12 protein-coding genes are annotated in these 16,151 nt (G+C 46.2%); 1 reads left to right on the forward strand and 11 read right to left on the reverse strand.

The annotated features are described in order from the left end of the window. Positions 1–29: 29 nt before the first annotated feature. The 3 genes from BK127_RS21935 to BK127_RS21945 all read right to left on the reverse strand — a co-directional run bounded on the left by BK127_RS21935 (position 30) and on the right by BK127_RS21945 (position 3,099). Entirely contained in the window at positions 30–998 is a 969-nt protein-coding gene (locus tag BK127_RS21935) for an NAD(P)/FAD-dependent oxidoreductase (RefSeq protein ID WP_256711402.1), read from the reverse strand. 114 nt (positions 999–1,112) lie between these two features. After that, complete coding sequence (locus BK127_RS21940) at positions 1,113–1,721, reverse strand: TetR/AcrR family transcriptional regulator (protein WP_076233661.1); 609 nt, start codon at positions 1,719–1,721, stop codon at positions 1,113–1,115. Between the two features lie 16 nt (positions 1,722–1,737). Beyond that, entirely contained in the window at positions 1,738–3,099 is a 1,362-nt protein-coding gene (locus BK127_RS21945; protein WP_076233662.1) for an MATE family efflux transporter, read from the reverse strand. Positions 3,100–3,715: 616 nt separating this feature from the next. On the opposite strand from BK127_RS21945, the gene BK127_RS21950 reads away from it, so the two are divergent. Then, positions 3,716–4,639, forward strand: coding sequence for a S66 peptidase family protein (locus tag BK127_RS21950; protein ID WP_076233663.1), 924 nt, complete (start codon positions 3,716–3,718; stop codon positions 4,637–4,639). Positions 4,640–4,818: 179 nt separating this feature from the next. Here BK127_RS21950 and BK127_RS21955 read toward each other — a convergent pair whose 3' ends face one another. The 8 genes from BK127_RS21955 to BK127_RS21990 form a co-directional block, all read right to left on the reverse strand. Continuing rightward, positions 4,819–5,736, reverse strand: coding sequence for a dihydrodipicolinate synthase family protein (locus tag BK127_RS21955; RefSeq protein WP_076233664.1), 918 nt, complete (start codon positions 5,734–5,736; stop codon positions 4,819–4,821). 57 nt (positions 5,737–5,793) lie between these two features. Further along, positions 5,794–6,792: an ROK family protein gene (locus BK127_RS21960; protein ID WP_076233665.1), complete on the reverse strand. Its 999-nt coding sequence runs from the start codon at positions 6,790–6,792 to the stop codon at positions 5,794–5,796. Beyond that, entirely contained in the window at positions 6,789–7,424 is a 636-nt protein-coding gene (locus BK127_RS21965) for a D-sedoheptulose-7-phosphate isomerase (RefSeq protein ID WP_076233666.1), read from the reverse strand. The genes BK127_RS21960 and BK127_RS21965 overlap by 4 nt, the downstream gene beginning before the upstream one ends. A 65-nt stretch (positions 7,425–7,489) precedes the next feature. Next, entirely contained in the window at positions 7,490–9,994 is a 2,505-nt protein-coding gene (locus BK127_RS21970) for an alpha-mannosidase (protein ID WP_076233667.1), read from the reverse strand. A gap of 37 nt (positions 9,995–10,031) precedes the next feature. After that, positions 10,032–10,904 (reverse strand): carbohydrate ABC transporter permease, encoded by an 873-nt coding sequence (locus tag BK127_RS21975; RefSeq protein WP_076233668.1) that lies wholly within the window; start codon positions 10,902–10,904, stop codon positions 10,032–10,034. 27 nt (positions 10,905–10,931) lie between these two features. After that, positions 10,932–11,897, reverse strand: coding sequence for an ABC transporter permease (locus tag BK127_RS21980; protein WP_076233669.1), 966 nt, complete (start codon positions 11,895–11,897; stop codon positions 10,932–10,934). A gap of 78 nt (positions 11,898–11,975) precedes the next feature. After that, complete coding sequence (locus BK127_RS21985) at positions 11,976–13,574, reverse strand: extracellular solute-binding protein (RefSeq protein WP_076233670.1); 1,599 nt, start codon at positions 13,572–13,574, stop codon at positions 11,976–11,978. A gap of 159 nt (positions 13,575–13,733) precedes the next feature. Next, on the reverse strand, positions 13,734–16,070 hold the full coding sequence (locus BK127_RS21990; RefSeq protein WP_076233671.1) for a helix-turn-helix domain-containing protein: 2,337 nt from the start codon (positions 16,068–16,070) through the stop codon (positions 13,734–13,736). Between the last annotated feature and the right edge of the window lie 81 nt (positions 16,071–16,151).

Consider the following 16,151-nt stretch of genomic DNA (forward strand, 5'->3'; position numbering starts at 1 on the left):
ACTCTATCCATATACGGTAATCGACGTATTCAATGATGTTCAAGCTGAAGATCTCGCCTGTAAGTTGGCGTGACTCTATGTGCTCCTACTAGCTCCTTGTGAATCCATATCGCTGCCTGAGAGCCTTCGCCCATGGCTATAGTCAGCTGCTCCGCATGCACACCGATATCACCTGCTGCCCATATGCCAGGTATGTTGGTCATCTTGGTGCGTGGGTCCGTGAGGATATGCTTATTTTCCAGGCACTCAATGCCCACTTGGCGAGCGAGCTCCGAATGAACATGATTCCCGCCAAAAGCGATAAAGCCCCGTTCGCCTGCAATCATACGTCCGTCATCCAGAAGAACACCCTGAAAATCACCGTTGAATTCACTTCTTACCACCTCTGACAACGCTGCGTCGATATGGACGATGCCATGTGAAGCCAGCTTCTCCAAATGTTCATCATCAACGGTTTTATTCTGCCACTCATGATTGATATACGTGATAGCTTGGGTCCAGTAGGTCAACGTCAGCGCCATGGCAGCACCGACATTGCCGGCACCCATAACGATGGTTTGTCGGCCATTAACTTCGTAACCGTCGCAATCGGGACATACATACACCGTTAAACCGAGACATTGCTCAAGTCCGGGCAGCGCCGGGAACCTGTCGCTCAACCCCATTGCAAGCAATACGGTCTTAGCCTCAAAGCTTTGATTGCCCTTTGATCTTTCTATCATAAATTCGTCTTCTGATCTTACAAGGCCAGTTACCTCATCTTGTATGAACTGCACGCCAAGTCGTTCCGCCTGCAATTTACCAAGACTGCGAAGCTCATTGCCCGACACCCCGTCCGGCCAACCGAGTATATTGTGATAGCTCCTGCAGAGGCTTGAACGACCTTCACCCTTATCTATAACGAGTACGCGGTGCTTATACCTGCCCAGCTGGATCGCTCCCTGTAAGCCCGCAATACCTCCCCCAATAATAATGCAATCGTATTTGGAAGTATCCAATGGCCTGTGACCCCTCATCGTTTTTCATTAGATTCTCCAAGCTTTCCAATAAAAAACGATGATGAAGCGATCTGATATCATCCAATTTATTCCATACTAATCCCTCTATTAGCATTAGGCCCTTGGTTTAGGGACGACTGTGCCATGGAGAAACACATGAATGGCTTGACGATATATGTTTAACGTCGCTTCATGGTTGGGGGAACGTTTGGACATTTCGCCAAGCCCCATTAGTAATCCCTCCAGTATAAACCCAAGTGTCCGAGCATCAGCAGGCTTCAGTTCACCCGCGTCCATTGCCTGCTGAAGCATCCTTTGGTTCAATTGCACATGGTCAGAAAGATAATTGGCTACCTCTTCCTGTACATCATTTCTTGCCCATTCGCTGTATATAAATTCATCCGTAGCTTTGGTTAGCGGATGGTTCAGATCATTCACGACGAGATGTTCAGCAAACCCATATAATTTTTCTTCCACGGTTGCGTACAGTTTTTCCTTCTCAGCCCATTGCTCCTTCCAATCCCGATCCCATTCGTCCAGCAAATATAAGAATAATCCTTCTTTGTTATGAAAATGATAATAAATATTCCCTTTGCTGCTTCCCGTAGCGGCTACAATATCCTCAATGGATGTGGCTGTATACCCTTTTTGGGCAAATAATGCCCTTGCGGCTTCAGCCACCTTTTTTTTAGTCTGCTCACTCTGCAGCTGTTTTTTATTCATCGGGTCCATCTCCTTTTTAGATACCAGCCTTACGCAATGAATGTTTCCCTAAAGATCCCTGCCTCCTATAATAAATAACAATCGTGATCAGTACAATACATTCTGACAAGGGAACAGCCATCCAGATCCCCGTGATCCCCATGAACCTTGGAAGCACCGTAATAAAAGCCAGCATAAGAATCATTTCCCTCGCTGCAGTGATCCAGATTGCCATCCTCATGCTGCCGATTGATTGATAATAAGTCATCATCACAAAATTGATGCCCATAAACAGATAGGCGATTACGAAAATCCTGAGCCCATGGACAGCATGGGCTGTGACCTGACTGCTAAAGTGCCCAAAAATCCCAACGATCGGCAATGTTGCCAGCTGTACAATCAGCAGTAGGACAGCTCCCGCTCCAAGCGCCGTGCGGACAGCAATTCGGATCGTTTGCCGCTTCCGTTCATCCTGCCGAGCTCCATGATAATAGCTGATCAGTGGCTGGATCGCCGAGCCCATTCCCAAGAAGGTCAGCAAAATAATGCTGTGAATATAGCTCATAATAGAAAATGCAGCGACCCCGTCAGTCCCGGCATACTTTTCCAACGAAACATTATGCGAAATCGTGAATACGGAAATACCGACCTCAGCCAGAAAGCTTGGAAATCCTACAATGATAACTGTAATCAGGAGTGCCTTATCCCATTTGAAACGCCGCAGCTTCAGATGATTCGTTTTTTTGAGAAAATGGGTGAAGAGTACCATTAAACCAAGAAATGCAGCAATGATCGTCCCCATAGCCACGCTGGCAACCCCCAGCTCGAACACATATAAAACAAAATAGTTGATAACAATGTTAGACAGTGCAAAGGTAATCTGCGCCATCATCGACAGGTTAGGATTACCGTCATTACGGACAAAGATGCTCACAGCATTCTCTATAGTAAATACAAATCCGAACAGCAGCATCACATTCATATAGGCAGACGCATAGGGATATGTCTCGGCATTAGCACCAAGCGCATAGATGAGCGGATCACGAAACATAAAGGCAGTGATGCCTATCACGAGTGTTGCTACGGTAATAATCGTCACGGAATACGAAAAGATAGTTTGTGCCTTATGATGCTCCTTCGCACCCATTGCCTGTGAATATAAGGTTGCACTCCCGATACCAATCCAGAGTGACATCGCGACAAATATCGTATATACAGGACTTGCAATGCCCAAGCCTGCGAGCGCCGTGGACCCCAGCTTGTTTCCTACCATGACACCATCGACGACAATGTTGACAGCGACCAGCAGCATCCCCAGCATGGAAGGGATCAAATAACGAAGGAAAGCTCGACCAACCGATTGGGTATCCAGTAGGTGTGTCGTGTGTTGTTCTCTCATGTTGAAACTCCTATCTGAACATTCATTTTATTATACTGAACGTTCGGTATAAATTGTAGCACATACAATGAAAGGATACAACTTTTCAAGTCAATACAAGGGCTGTAGGTAACCATCACAACTAGAAATGCCACTAGCGGATTTGTGAAGCCCGAAGGGTACTAGCAGTTCCAATTGGAATTCTACTTGCATTTACTATGAGTAGTTTCATATATGAAAGCGAGGTGAAAGGTTATGTCTCTTATAAGAAATGATGTCGTAATTATTGAGTTCCGTCGGATTGCTGGTATTCGAATTATTAGAGCTGTTCGAATTATTGGCAGTGCATTTCCATGTAGAGGTTTTTTATTTGTGGGTGGTCGTGTATTGCGTGCTGAACGCTGCCTCTTGAACAATCGTTTCCGTATAGTATCTATTAGACACAATATTATAGTATTTAAGCGTAGACGATTGCATCATTGATTATGATACTATGCCCCATTTCCATTCATAATAATCAATAATAAAGCTAAAGCCTCGAAATTTGAGGCTTTTTTGTGTTATGGCTCATCGAATTTGTCCATATACATTAAAGAAATGAAGTTACATATGCAATTTTGAGGAGGAAGGTGTACGAATGGCAATTCGACCGGCTATTTTGCAGAATGGCGATACCATCGGGGTTGTTACTTTGGGTAGTCCATTGGAGGCAGAGGTTATAGATGCAAACATTAATTTTCTTAAAGGTATGGGGTTTAATGTTGTTTTGGGTCAATATGTATATGCCCAAAATGGTTTTATAGCGGGTACCGATCAGCAAAGGGCTCTGGACTTGATGAGAATGTTTGAAAACAATCAGGTGAAAATGATCCTACCCACCCGAGGGGGTGTCGGGGTTGCCGGAATAATCCCCTATCTTGATTATCGTTTCATCCAGAGCCATCCCAAAATTATATCCGGCTATAGTGATATAACCGTTTTGCTGAATGCCCTGTACCAATTTTCAAATTTGATTACTTTCCATAGTCTCATGCTTATCGATTTCAAACCAGATACGCCTGCGTATAGTTTCAACCAATTTTTTTCTGCAACGTCTTCGTTAGCTTTATACAGGGAAATCCAAAATCCGCCAGGATTGCCGTTGGTGAGCAGGGTGGGTGGTAACGTTGTTGGCCCCATAGTCGGGGGTAATCTGACTTCCTTGGTTGATACTTTGGGCACACCTTTTGAAATCGATACGAGGGGGAAAATATTATTCCTGGAGGATACGCATGAACCCATCAACACGATATACAGGTATTTGAACCATTTAAAGTTGGCTGGCAAATTCGCGAATTGTGTTGGAATTATTATGGGGGAATGTACGGATTGTGCAGATGCCTATGGAAAGTCATATCAAGATCTGATTAATGAATTTGTTGTACCCCTTGGCAAACCTCTTATGACGAATCTGGCAAGTGCCCACGGTCAATATAAAGCTGCGATCCCTATAGGAGCAATGGTAAATCTGAATACGTTCAATAATACTTTAAGTGTGCTTGAGCCTACAGTCAGCTATTAATTCGAATTGCAATAAAATCGACACGCTTCATGACATCAGCAATCGTATATTGCCGTAAATAATCGATCGATTGGCTTTAACTTCATGAATTTAGGCTTCTTTCTTTGTATCTACTTGGAGGATCTTGTTATAGACAAGTAGACACAAAGAAAGCGCCAAATATAACTAATCTACTAATCTTACTTCAGCTCAGCCATCAATCGATCTGAATAACGCTTTAGCTGCTCAACCAATATACGCTGATGTGGCTGGAGACCCGCGCCATCCTTGACACGTGTAGTCAGTGTGATCGGAACGCCTGACAGCTGGATGTTGTATTTGGCATCTACCGGATAATATTGGCCCTCGACCCCCGAGGCAAGACCCACGTAGTCCTGAACCTGCTCGGCCTTCTCCGGCTGCGTGTTCCAATTCTCAGTTAACCACACATATAAATTCGGATGATGATTGGCCATAATTCCGCTAAAACCTGAAGCTCCGAGCTTCAGTGATTCCAGCAGTGTTGCCGAATTAGCATTAAATAGCTTCAGTCCGGTTCCCTTAAGCACCTCAAGCCGAGCCTTGATCTCAACAATATCGCAGCACGTATCCTTAAGGAACAAGAAACGTCCTGTCGAGATGCACCACTCCAGCAGTGCGGGGTTCATCAGTCTTTTATAAGGATAAGGGCATTCGTAAATCCCGAATTTGACATCGGGAACCGCCTGCAAAATACGCTCCGCGTTAGCCTTCCATACCTCATCGGATTCGTGCTCTGCTGCCAAACGGTTGCTCAGCATGACGAAGGCCTCAATCCCTTCAGCCCATATTTGCTTAATTTCCTCAATCTGGTCTTCGATAGAATCTGAGATATGTCCGGATGCAATAACCGGCACACGGCCGGAAGCCTGTCTGACGACAATCCGGGTCGCCTTCACGCGTTCGTCCAGGCTCAGCTTGAACATCTCACTAGAATTGCATACGGCAAACAAACCATGTACGCCCTGCTCGATATACCAATCCACCAGCCGCTCCAAGGCAGGCTCATCCAATTGATTATTTTCTGTGAACGGCGTGAGCATCGTTGGCCATACGCCATTCGTAATCGTGTTCCCCATTTTGTATTCCCACCCTTTATTATTAATGTTGCTTCATTGCTAATTGAGCAGTGACTGTTAATTGGCTGTTATCAGTTGATTCAACGCTACGGATAAACCGGCGTAATCACCGACCTGTTCTTTCAGTCCAGCAGGCAGGATCCGGCACACGGACAACGAATGGGAGAGCGCTTCGCGCTGCAGCTCCTCTTGCACCACCCGTTCCAACAAAGGAAGCTGTCTGCCGTAAATACTGCCGATCACGATGACTTCGGGGTTCAGGATATCCACAAGGATCGCCAAGCCGCGGCCTAATTGACGAGCTACCGTCTGGAAAATTTCAACCGCATCCGCTTCCCCGCGCTGCGCCGCCTCACCGATAGCTTCCGCTGTAATCGCAGGTATAGCGCCAGGCTCAGCACAAAAGGAAGGAGTCCTTCCTTCCTTAAATAAACGTGCTGCTTCCATGCGCCCTAGCTCAGCAATACCCCCGCCACTGCAGAAGCCCTCAAAGGAGCCCGCTTTTCCATAACCGACAGGACCTGTTGGGGAGAGACGCATGTGTCCAACTTCTCCAGCCATATCTGACGTTCCCGAATACAGCCTGCCATCCAGAATCAAACCGGCTCCCATCCCGGTGCCGAAGGTGAGAAAGATCATATTGCGACTGCCCTGACCAGCACCCCATTTCCATTCTGCCAATGCACACGCGTTGGCATCATTTTGCAAGCCGACAGGCACGGCGAAGCGCTCGCGAAATGGAGTGACGATATCGACACGGGACCAGTCCGGCAAATTCGGCGGTGACAGAATGAGTCCCGCTTTGCTGTTCAATGGACCGCCGCAGCTGATGCCTATCGCTTCGAGCTGCCCATGTTCAGCATCTGCTTGACCAGCCTCGGCTAGCAGTTCTTCCAGCTCGCTTAACAATCGAACGATATTGGCCTCCGCGCCTAATAAAGTAGCAAAGCGGCGTTTGGCAATAATTTCGATCTGCTGGTCAGCCCTATCCCCCATAACTCCCAGACTTACCGCACATTTGGTGCCTCCAATATCGATACCGGCCAAAATACTCATGAGGGGAAAAACTCCTCCTCCAGCATGATGCACAAGGCATGGTAAATCGGCAAATGCCGTTCTTGAATATCCGGCGTCAGCTCCCATGGCACCCGAATGGTTACATCGCAAAGCTCCGCCATCTGACCGCCTTGATTCCCTGTAAGACCGATGGTATGAAGACCTTGAACCTTAGCGACCTGGATCGCCCGGGCGACGTTCGCGGAATTGCCGGAGGTGCTCAGTCCAAGCAGTGTATCTCCTCGCTTGCCGTATCCGTAAACCTGCTGGGCAAAGATCATTTCCGCTGACACATCGTTGGCATAAGCAGTTATCAAGGCCGAATGACTGACCAGTGATATCGCAGGCAGTGCTCCCTGCAAATGATCGGCAAGGAAATCCCCAGCATCGGGGAATTCCTTGAGAAATGAGCTTCGTGCTTCGTCCGACAAGTATCGCTTGGATCGAAAGCCTTTCATTAATTCGCCTACAATATGCTCGCTGTCGGATGCGCTTCCGCCGTTGCCGCACAGCAGCAGCTTGCCGCCTCCATGGAACGTTTGCTTTAGAAGCTCAGCCGCTTTCTCCACATCAGGCAGACACACGACCAGCTCCGGGTATTTATCACACATTACATCAAGTACTGCACTCATCGGTATACGCTCCTTTACAACAATAAAGTTAGCTCGTTCACTTGACTTGGTTCAGCTTATTCACTTTACTCGGTTTCAGCCAATTCAACGAAATTGACTTCTTTCACTGCTGAGCCTGCATCGTCGGGAACAAAAAATGTCTTGATTTCACATTTGCGGAACGCTGCGCTCCACTCACGCTGCAGCGCAGGCAGCTTGAACGCGGATTCGGTTTCCTGCCCCAAGGTCTCATAGCAGCGAACGATCCATCCGTCGCCATCCTCCGCACGCTTGAACGTCGTTGCCACAATAGCAGCGTCAGAAATGACAATACCCTCTGATATTTGCGGAAGCGATCCTTCATGGTAAGTTTCCCACATGAGCAGCGGCGGAACATTAAGCTCATTTGCTTTTTGGACCAATCTGCCGTCCTTCCAGCTGCCGGAGTGAGGTACAAGTGTATAACCGAATTCCTGTACACCTTGATCCATATATTCAACCTGATCATCGTCACGCTCGCTAAAATGATCGGCAAATATCGGACTGCGGACAACCGTCATTCGGATCTCGCTTCCCTGCACGTCATACGCATATTTGGAATCATTCAGCAGCCCTATTCCTCTGACCTGCTGCTCTTCACCATCCGCAGTATTCGGTGCGAGACCGTATACATCCACCCATTGCTGTCCTGGCACCTCGTTGCCATTCGTCGGCCGCTCAATAAAGCCATAAGGAATTTCCGAGACAGACTGTGGCTGCTCCACATGAATAGGGAAGGACAGCTTCAGCATCTTGTGTTTTTCTCTCCAGTCCAGCTGCACACGAACCTGTATATCCGATGAATGATGGCCCAGACTGATATCCTGACGCAGCACAGAGTTGTTATAATAGCTCGTCACACGAAGTGTAACGCGCAGTGGACCTTGCTCCAGTACCTTGATTTGCGCATCGCCAAAGCGGCCGATTTCATCCCGGTATTGCACCAGATGATGGCCCCATGTATCGCTGTGATGCTCGTCGATCACAATCGGCACAGCGCCCTTGCCGTTCAACAGCTCGGTATTCGTCAACTTGTCGAGAATACTGCTGATGTAACCGGTATGAGCATCCACTTGCACCCGGATCTGAGCATTTTCCAAGACATTGTTATCCACAAGAACCTCTCCCGCTAATGGTGCCGCTGGAATGTCCTTATCGCGGTAAGTCCAATAAACACGATAGCCAAACGCAGGAACACGAGCCGTGATTAACGAGTCCCACTTGTCGTCTCTTCCATTTGTCCGTGACGCGCGTACAGTCTGGAGCGGAATCGGCGTACCCGCTTCGTCAGTAACACTTGTTAGCTTCTTGTTCACTTTAACAAGCGTCTCGACTTCCCAGGACAAAGGGTTAAACACAACGATAGGTGCTCCCAAATCATCCTGCTCCCAGGTTTGCCAATCCTTATCCTTGCTCAGTGACTTGACCTCGGGCTTCATCGTATTGATCGCCCACGATATTTTTTGCAAAGCCGCGTTCAGTGTTCTCGCGCCAATAGCCAATGCTTCTCCGTGAAACTCTCTCACATCGTCAAAGGCTTCCTTGATGCTGCAGCCGCCCATAATATCATGGAACTGATTAAACATGACGTTTTCCCAAGCCAGGTTGAGTGGTGCCTTCGGATAAGGAAGCCCCAACAACACATTGGCAAAAGAAGAGAATTTCTCAGCGCTCAGTAATCGATGCTCAGCACGACGATTGTTCGCTTTAGACTCGGAATGGGCAGAGTAACAGCCAATAGCATGACGCTGCATTTCATCCTTGACAACAGGAATCGCCGGATTTTCCGTGATCATATCGGTAAAAAACTGATTCGGCGAACTTAAAATAATCTGTTCCCGGCCATGCTCCTCACGAATTTCATCGATCAGCTGCAGGTTAGCTACCGTCGGTCCGCCACCATGGTTGCCCACTCCATAGAATGACATGTAGTCGTGACCTTTTTCTTTGGCAAGCCGCTGATGCTTGAGAATTTTGGCATCCTTGCCATGCTTCGTGAAATTGGCATAGCTGTCTGACAAACGGAAGGTCATCACGCGGCTGCCATCTTCGGACTCCCACCAAAACAAGTCATTTTCCAGATGCTTCTCGTGCTCTTCAGGACGCATAAACAAGTAATAGTCCATACCGCTTTGCTTTAAAATTTGCGGCATCATCCCGTGATGACCAAACGAATCGACGTTATAGCCAACGGTCGCCATGATCCCGAATTTTTCCTGGAAGTAGCGCTGTCCATACAAGCTGTGACGCGCAAAGGATTCACCTGACGGCAAGTTGCAATCCGGCTGGATCCACCATCCCCCGGTTATGACCCAACGCCCTTCGGCAATCCGCTCACGGATTTCTGCAAACATATCAGGAGCATTTTCCTCTACCCATTGATAGTAGGCGGCGCAAGCGCACGTAAACACAAACTCGGGAAATTCGTTCAAGCGATCCAGGGCAGAGCGGAACGTTGCCTTGATTTCCGCATAACCCTCCTGCCACTGCCATAACCAAACCGGGTCGAGATGGGCATTACCAATAAGATGAACCTTCGTATTTTCCGACATATCCACTGCTCCTTTGAAATAGTTTTCTCATGATTAACTAACCCTTTACCGCTCCCAGCATAGCGCCCTGTATGAAATACTTTTGAACAAACGGGTACACCAGCAGAATCGGTAAAATGACTACGTATACGACGGCATACTTAATATTTTGAGCCATCATCGTAATGCCTTCGGCAGAGCCTGTTTCTGTTGCTTGTGAAGTAAGCTCGCCCTGAACGACAATGTTCCGTACAAGAATTTGCAGCGGGAACATCGATTTATCGTTCAAATAAATCAAAGCCGGGAAGAAGCTGTTCCAGTGCGCTACCGCATAAAAGATAAACATCGTCGCCATAACCGGCAGCGATAACGGCAGCACGATCTTCCATAATATTTTTAATTCTCCAGCACCATCCACCGTTGCCGACTCATAGAGGGCTTCCGGTATTTCCTCAAAGAAGGTTCGCATCAAAATCATGTTGAACACATTGACCGCTGTCGGAATCAGCAGCGCCCATATCGTATTCACCATGCCGAGCGAATGAACGACTGTATACCTTGGAATCAATCCGCCATCGAAAAACATCGTAAATACTACGAAAAATGCAAACAGCGATCTTCCGTATAAATACCTTTTCGAGAGTGGATACGCGCACAGCGTCGTCATCAATAAATTGACAATGACACCAAGCGAGGTGTACAGCAGCGTGTTCGTATAGGAACGCAGAATGGCCGGATCATCCATAACAATCCCGTAAGCTTTCATTGAAAACTCAATCGGGTACAAAAATACATCGCCCCTCTGCACCGCAATGCCCGAGCTTACGGACACAATTGCCATATAATAGAGGGGATAGATCGTAACGATGATTAAAACCAGCATGAGCAGCACATTCACAATGTCAAAGGGACTTATTTTGTTAAGTCTCATCCCGTAGTTGTCCTCCTCAAGGATAAATTAAAATAAACTGGCACCCTGTATCTTTTTGGCAGCCTGATTGGCCACGACAATCAATACAAGCGAGATGACGGATTGAAATATGCCCACGGCCGCAGCAAAGCTGAAATCAGCGTCAATAAGTCCGCGCCGGTACACATAGGTTTGCAGCACATCTGCGGTTTCATAGGTCGGGCCGCTGTACAGCAAAATAATTTTTTCGAAGCCTACAGATAGCATATGTCCAATCGTTAACAGTAATAATATCGTTGCTACTGTAGCCAAACCAGGTAGTGTGATATGGCGAATTTTGTGCCATCTGTTGGCACCATCAATAGTTGCCGCTTCATACAATCCAGGGTCAATCGAGGCCAAGGCGGCCAAATAAATAATCGAATTCCAGCCCATACCCTGCCAGATCTCGGAGCTGATATAGATGGTACGGAACCACTCCGGCAAGGCAAGAAACGTTTGTGCTTCTCCACCGAAATGAACGATCAATTGATTGAACAAACCGGAAATCGAGACAAAATTGACGATCATCCCGGCAATAACGACGGTCGACAAGAAATGCGGAACATAGGTCACCGTTTGAATAAACCGCTTGAACAGACTGCTTCGCAGCTCATTTAGCAAAATCGCAAAAATAATTGGAGCCGGGAAATAAAAAATCAGTGCATAGAAATTGAGCATTAACGTATTACGAAGCACCTTCCAGAAGTAAGGCTCATACAAAAATTGCTTGAAATATTTTAATCCCGCCCACGGACTGTGAAAAACACCTTTTATGATCGAATAATCTTGAAAAGCCATAATATTGCCGATCATCGGAGCATAGTGAAAAATAAGAAAATAAATAAACGGAAGCACGAACATGGCATACAAATATTGGCTTTTCCGCAGCTTTCTTCTTACTTGCTGCCATTTGGTTTTCTTGTTAACCGAAGGGTTGGATGACAAGGACGTACTGCCAGTGATGGTCGACATAATAATCCGCTCCTTTGGGTGAAAATGAAGGGACCGTCCCCGTCCATGGACTAAGATCAGGTCCCTCTCTTCCATCCTTTATTTAACTCGGGCTAGTGCCGTATTATAGATTTTTTCAATTTCCTCCGAGCCTTTATCCTTACATTGCTGAATAAAAGCAGCCCATTCCTTGTCTATTGCACCGTCGGTCATAATGAATTTATCCATCGTTTGCGTCAGGTAAGCATCCAACTGCGTCCGCAGCTGCTTCAATTTCTCACGCTCTTCTTTGGTAAATGCAGGATCATACGCCATTCTAAACGCTGAGCCATCTTTGATGTAGGCAAGGTTTTTATTGGTCCATTCCGTCATGAGCTTCGCTTGTCCTGGAATATCAACAGTATCATCAGCATATAGAGCAAAACCTAGGTAGCTGGTTCCAAGCTCCGATTTGATAGCTGCAAACGGATCGGTTTTATCCTTGAACTTGTTAGCAAATTCTTCTTTTCTAATCGGTTTTCCGTCAACCATCGTGTAATGCTCATTTTCAATTCCCCAGGAAAATAATTTCGTACCTTCTTCGGAGTAAATCCAATCGATATATTCGATGATTTTATCGGGATTTTTCACGCTTGCGCTAATTGCGTAGGATTCGGACAAATGGTCAAGCTGATACAGCAGACCACGCTTTACGCCCTTGTCGCTGGCAAGAATCGGCAGCATATCAAATTGCGCATCGGGATCCTTCTTCTGCAGGGCCGTATTGAAATTAACGCCAAACCCAGTATTATCCATATAATACAACGATTTGCCCGAGCTCAGCTTCTCCTGCCAAATTTGCGAGGTTGAGGTCGTATAATCCGGATCGAGCAATTTCTCGCGATACAGCTTGTTCAAGTAAGTAACAGCATCTTTAAATTGCGGCATTGCTGGTCCAAATTTATATTGCTTCAACGCAGGATCATAATAAATCTTGGCTCCACTTACATTCGTATAACCGCTGCCCATTCCAAAAGCGATCGGGTTGATCAGGTTTTCAGTGCCCGTTAACCCATTTGCCGCGCGGCTCGTGAACGGGAACGTATCCGGATAAGCTTCTTTTAGCTTTTTAAAAGCCTGATACAATTCTTCATAGGTAGTTGGGGTTGGAATATTCAGCTTTTTCAATAGATCGACCCGAATAACAGGTACCTGACCTGATTGAGAAGCACCTAACTTTTGCGCAAGCGGAAAGCCGTACAACTTGCCATCAATTTTATTTTTGTTAATTTCCGGGTTGTCTGCGATTACTTTTTTGAAGTTCGGCATCTTATCCAAATAAGGAGTCAGATCCAGAAACACACCCGTATCTGCAAAGTTGGAAATATCATCCTGCTTGACTAGCAGCACATCAGGCAGTGTATTCGTAGCTATCAACGTCTTCTTTTTATCATCGTAATTGCTTTGCGGAGTGCTTTGAATTTCAAGCTTGATGTTCTTTCTTTTCAGACTTTCCTGCACGACCATCGAGTTGGCGATCAGCGGTTGGCTCGGATGCTCATACCTCATCCATGTTACAGTTACCGGCTTTGCGTTCTTCGCATCGTCTGCTGCCTTCGTTCCTGCCTCTGGTTTTGTTCCAGCTGTGCTGCAGCCTGCTACTATAGTTCCTAATAAAGCGACCGAGCAGCCTGCGGCCAGATACCCCTTTTTGTTCATCGTCGTTCTCCTCCTTGAAACATGTAATGTTGCTTTCACACCCATAGTGTAAGCGGTATTCTGCAACCTTGAATACATCCGATACGACGCACGATGATACGTTATTCCACTTCGGACAGCGATGATACTTTATTCCACCCTGTTACAAAAGGACGATTTTCACTCTTTTCTGGCTTTGATATGGCGGTAGTCGATAGGTGAGATGCCTTCATGCTTCTTAAACATTCGGAGGAAGGTCGTTCTGCTGTTCATCCCGATCCGATCTGCAATTTCATTCACTTTCAAATCCGTCTCCGTCAGCAGCTCCTTGGCCTTGGCCATCCGGATCAAGCTGATATAATCCGTAATACTCGTTCCTGTCGTTTCTTTAAACATCCGGGAGACATACTTGGCTGACAATCCAATTTCATTAGCAATGTTTTCGAGATAAATATCCTTGGCATAGTTGCTTTCAATATAGGCAGTAATAAAAGAGATCACCGTACCCGTCCGACGCTCTCCCTTGGTCCCTGTTTCAGCAACGATCCGCTCGTAGAAGTTAATCAGCCTCTCTACACGATCCGTAAACTCATTGGGTGTTATATTTTTATTGGCAAGCACCGCATACTCCTCTTCGGTAAGGAGAAGGTGTATGTCCAGCTGCCGCTCATTCGCATAGCGAATCCCTGTATTCCACAATTCAACGAGCAGGACTCCAAGATGCGTATAGGATACGCCGCGGCTTTTATTGGCTTGGATCAGACCCTCCACCTCGGTTGCCAGTACCTCTACATTACCGGCCTTCAAGCCATTGACGATTTTTTTCTCATCCAGAAATGAGTAGTAATAGCTTTGCTCGATAGTCAGTCCGACCGCATCCGCAATGGCTATATCTGAATGATCCTTCCACTGATCCATCGCTGTAATGGCATCGCTGTAGGATTTGGCGATATCGCTCACCTTGTCATACGTTTTGCCCAGTCCGATAATCAGCTCGCAGTAAATCATATCGTACTCAAAGGTTTTCTTAATGGAATCCAGCGCCAGCACTAGCCGCTCATTGTCTGCTTCCTGCTTCAGATTAACCATGCATACATAAAAATTGTGCTCATACTCCATCAAGTAGCAGTTCACCTGCTGCTGCATGATCCCCCATAAAACCTTTTTCATTTTTTCCTGAATCAATAATCGGTCTGCTTCCTCAATGTCCCGATAAAACCGTTCTTTGTAATGAAACATAAAGCAGCAGCACAAATAGCTGTCGCCGCGAAAACCGATATCGTCCAGAACCTGATCCAGCGTCTCCTGCTGCGTCCAGGGCTGACCGCGAAATAAACTGGCAAAAAAATGATCCAGCAGCCCGTTGGAATATTGACTCACCTTCTGCACCGCGTCCCGATTTTGCTGGATCAACTGATCAATCCGGCTGCCAATGACACTTAACTCATCGCTGCTTCTCAGTTCATTCGTAAATTCGATTTCCTTTTCACTCTGAACGAGAATATTGCGGATGTTTTTGATGGGATTGTACAGATTCATACTGAATATAAAGGAAAAGCAAACGCCAATAATCATCAAAGTGATGCATATCCAAAATACGAGGCTCAGGATGCTCGCTGGCTCCTTGCCAAAGGCTTGAACCGGCGTAATGGAATAATAGTCCCAGCCAAAAGCTTCTGAAGGCATATGGACGACCAAGGCTTGCTCGTCAGCAACCTCCATGAACTCCGTGGAATCCGTTTTATCTAAATGCTTGCTGATTTGTTCAATCATTTCAGCACTGTAGCCGCTTTCGTTCAAAATCACTTGACGCTTTTTATCCAATATGAGATATGTAGTCGATGCATACATCGCATTATTTTTAAGGGAAGCAGAAATCGCCTGCAGTGACAGGCTTGTTACCATCGTGACCAATCTGCCATTAACATATTGGGTTGATACGCTTGGAATTACCTTTCGGGTAATATCGTTATCGATGTAGTTATGTACATCCGTTGGCGGCAGCAGCTCAAAAAAACTGCTTGCTTGCAGCTTTTTCTTCCAAAACTCTTTATCGTAGCCTTCCATCCGGTAAAACTTGTCGAAGAACATATCAAAGTCAGCCATCTCCTGGCTCGTGTAAACCTTTACCGTGTCCGTGTACATAAAAATATGATCAATGAAAGAGCTGATCGTATTCCGATTTCCCGCAATCGCTCTTACAATTAATTGCATACTCAATTTTTCTTCGTTGTTCATCTGCATATAAGGCTTTAAATTTTGTTCGATAATCGGGTTTGAAAATAAATTATTGTTGGTCAATTGTGCACTGCGCAAATAAATATCAACCGTTTGTGAAGAAAACTTCAAATTATCCGTCAGCTTCTGAGAAACATCCTTTTTTACAACTTGATCAACATTGAAATACACGATCAACCCTATGATCATGATGGGAATCAATAAGGAAAGAAAGTACATCAAAATTTTGGCAAATAATTTGTTCGCCGGGAATAGCTGCTTCAATGGATGACCTTTCATCTCTGTATCCCCCTTGTTAAATACATGGGTCGGGCATGAGTATGATTCCTTATGCCCGAATCCCATTTATGCTACCTGTTT

Source organism: Paenibacillus sp. FSL H7-0331, from assembly GCF_001956045.1.

Bases quoted from the DNA above. Each gene is read 5' to 3' on its own strand.
- BK127_RS21940 (WP_076233661.1), bottom strand. From the start codon at position 1,721: ATGAATAAAAAACAGCTGCAGAGTGAGCAGACTAAAAAAAAGGTGGCT.
- BK127_RS21980 (WP_076233669.1), bottom strand. From the start codon at position 11,897: ATGTCGACCATCACTGGCAGTACGTCCTTGTCATCCAACCCTTCGGTT.
- BK127_RS21990 (WP_076233671.1), bottom strand. From the start codon at position 16,070: ATGAAAGGTCATCCATTGAAGCAGCTATTCCCGGCGAACAAATTATTT.
- BK127_RS21965 (WP_076233666.1), bottom strand. From the start codon at position 7,424: ATGAGTGCAGTACTTGATGTAATGTGTGATAAATACCCGGAGCTGGTC.
- BK127_RS21945 (WP_076233662.1), bottom strand. From the start codon at position 3,099: ATGAGAGAACAACACACGACACACCTACTGGATACCCAATCGGTTGGT.
- BK127_RS21955 (WP_076233664.1), bottom strand. From the start codon at position 5,736: ATGGGGAACACGATTACGAATGGCGTATGGCCAACGATGCTCACGCCG.
- BK127_RS21960 (WP_076233665.1), bottom strand. From the start codon at position 6,792: ATGAGTATTTTGGCCGGTATCGATATTGGAGGCACCAAATGTGCGGTA.
- BK127_RS21975 (WP_076233668.1), bottom strand. From the start codon at position 10,904: ATGAGACTTAACAAAATAAGTCCCTTTGACATTGTGAATGTGCTGCTC.
- BK127_RS21985 (WP_076233670.1), bottom strand. From the start codon at position 13,574: ATGAACAAAAAGGGGTATCTGGCCGCAGGCTGCTCGGTCGCTTTATTA.
- BK127_RS21950 (WP_076233663.1), top strand. From the start codon at position 3,716: ATGGCAATTCGACCGGCTATTTTGCAGAATGGCGATACCATCGGGGTT.
- BK127_RS21970 (WP_076233667.1), bottom strand. From the start codon at position 9,994: ATGTCGGAAAATACGAAGGTTCATCTTATTGGTAATGCCCATCTCGAC.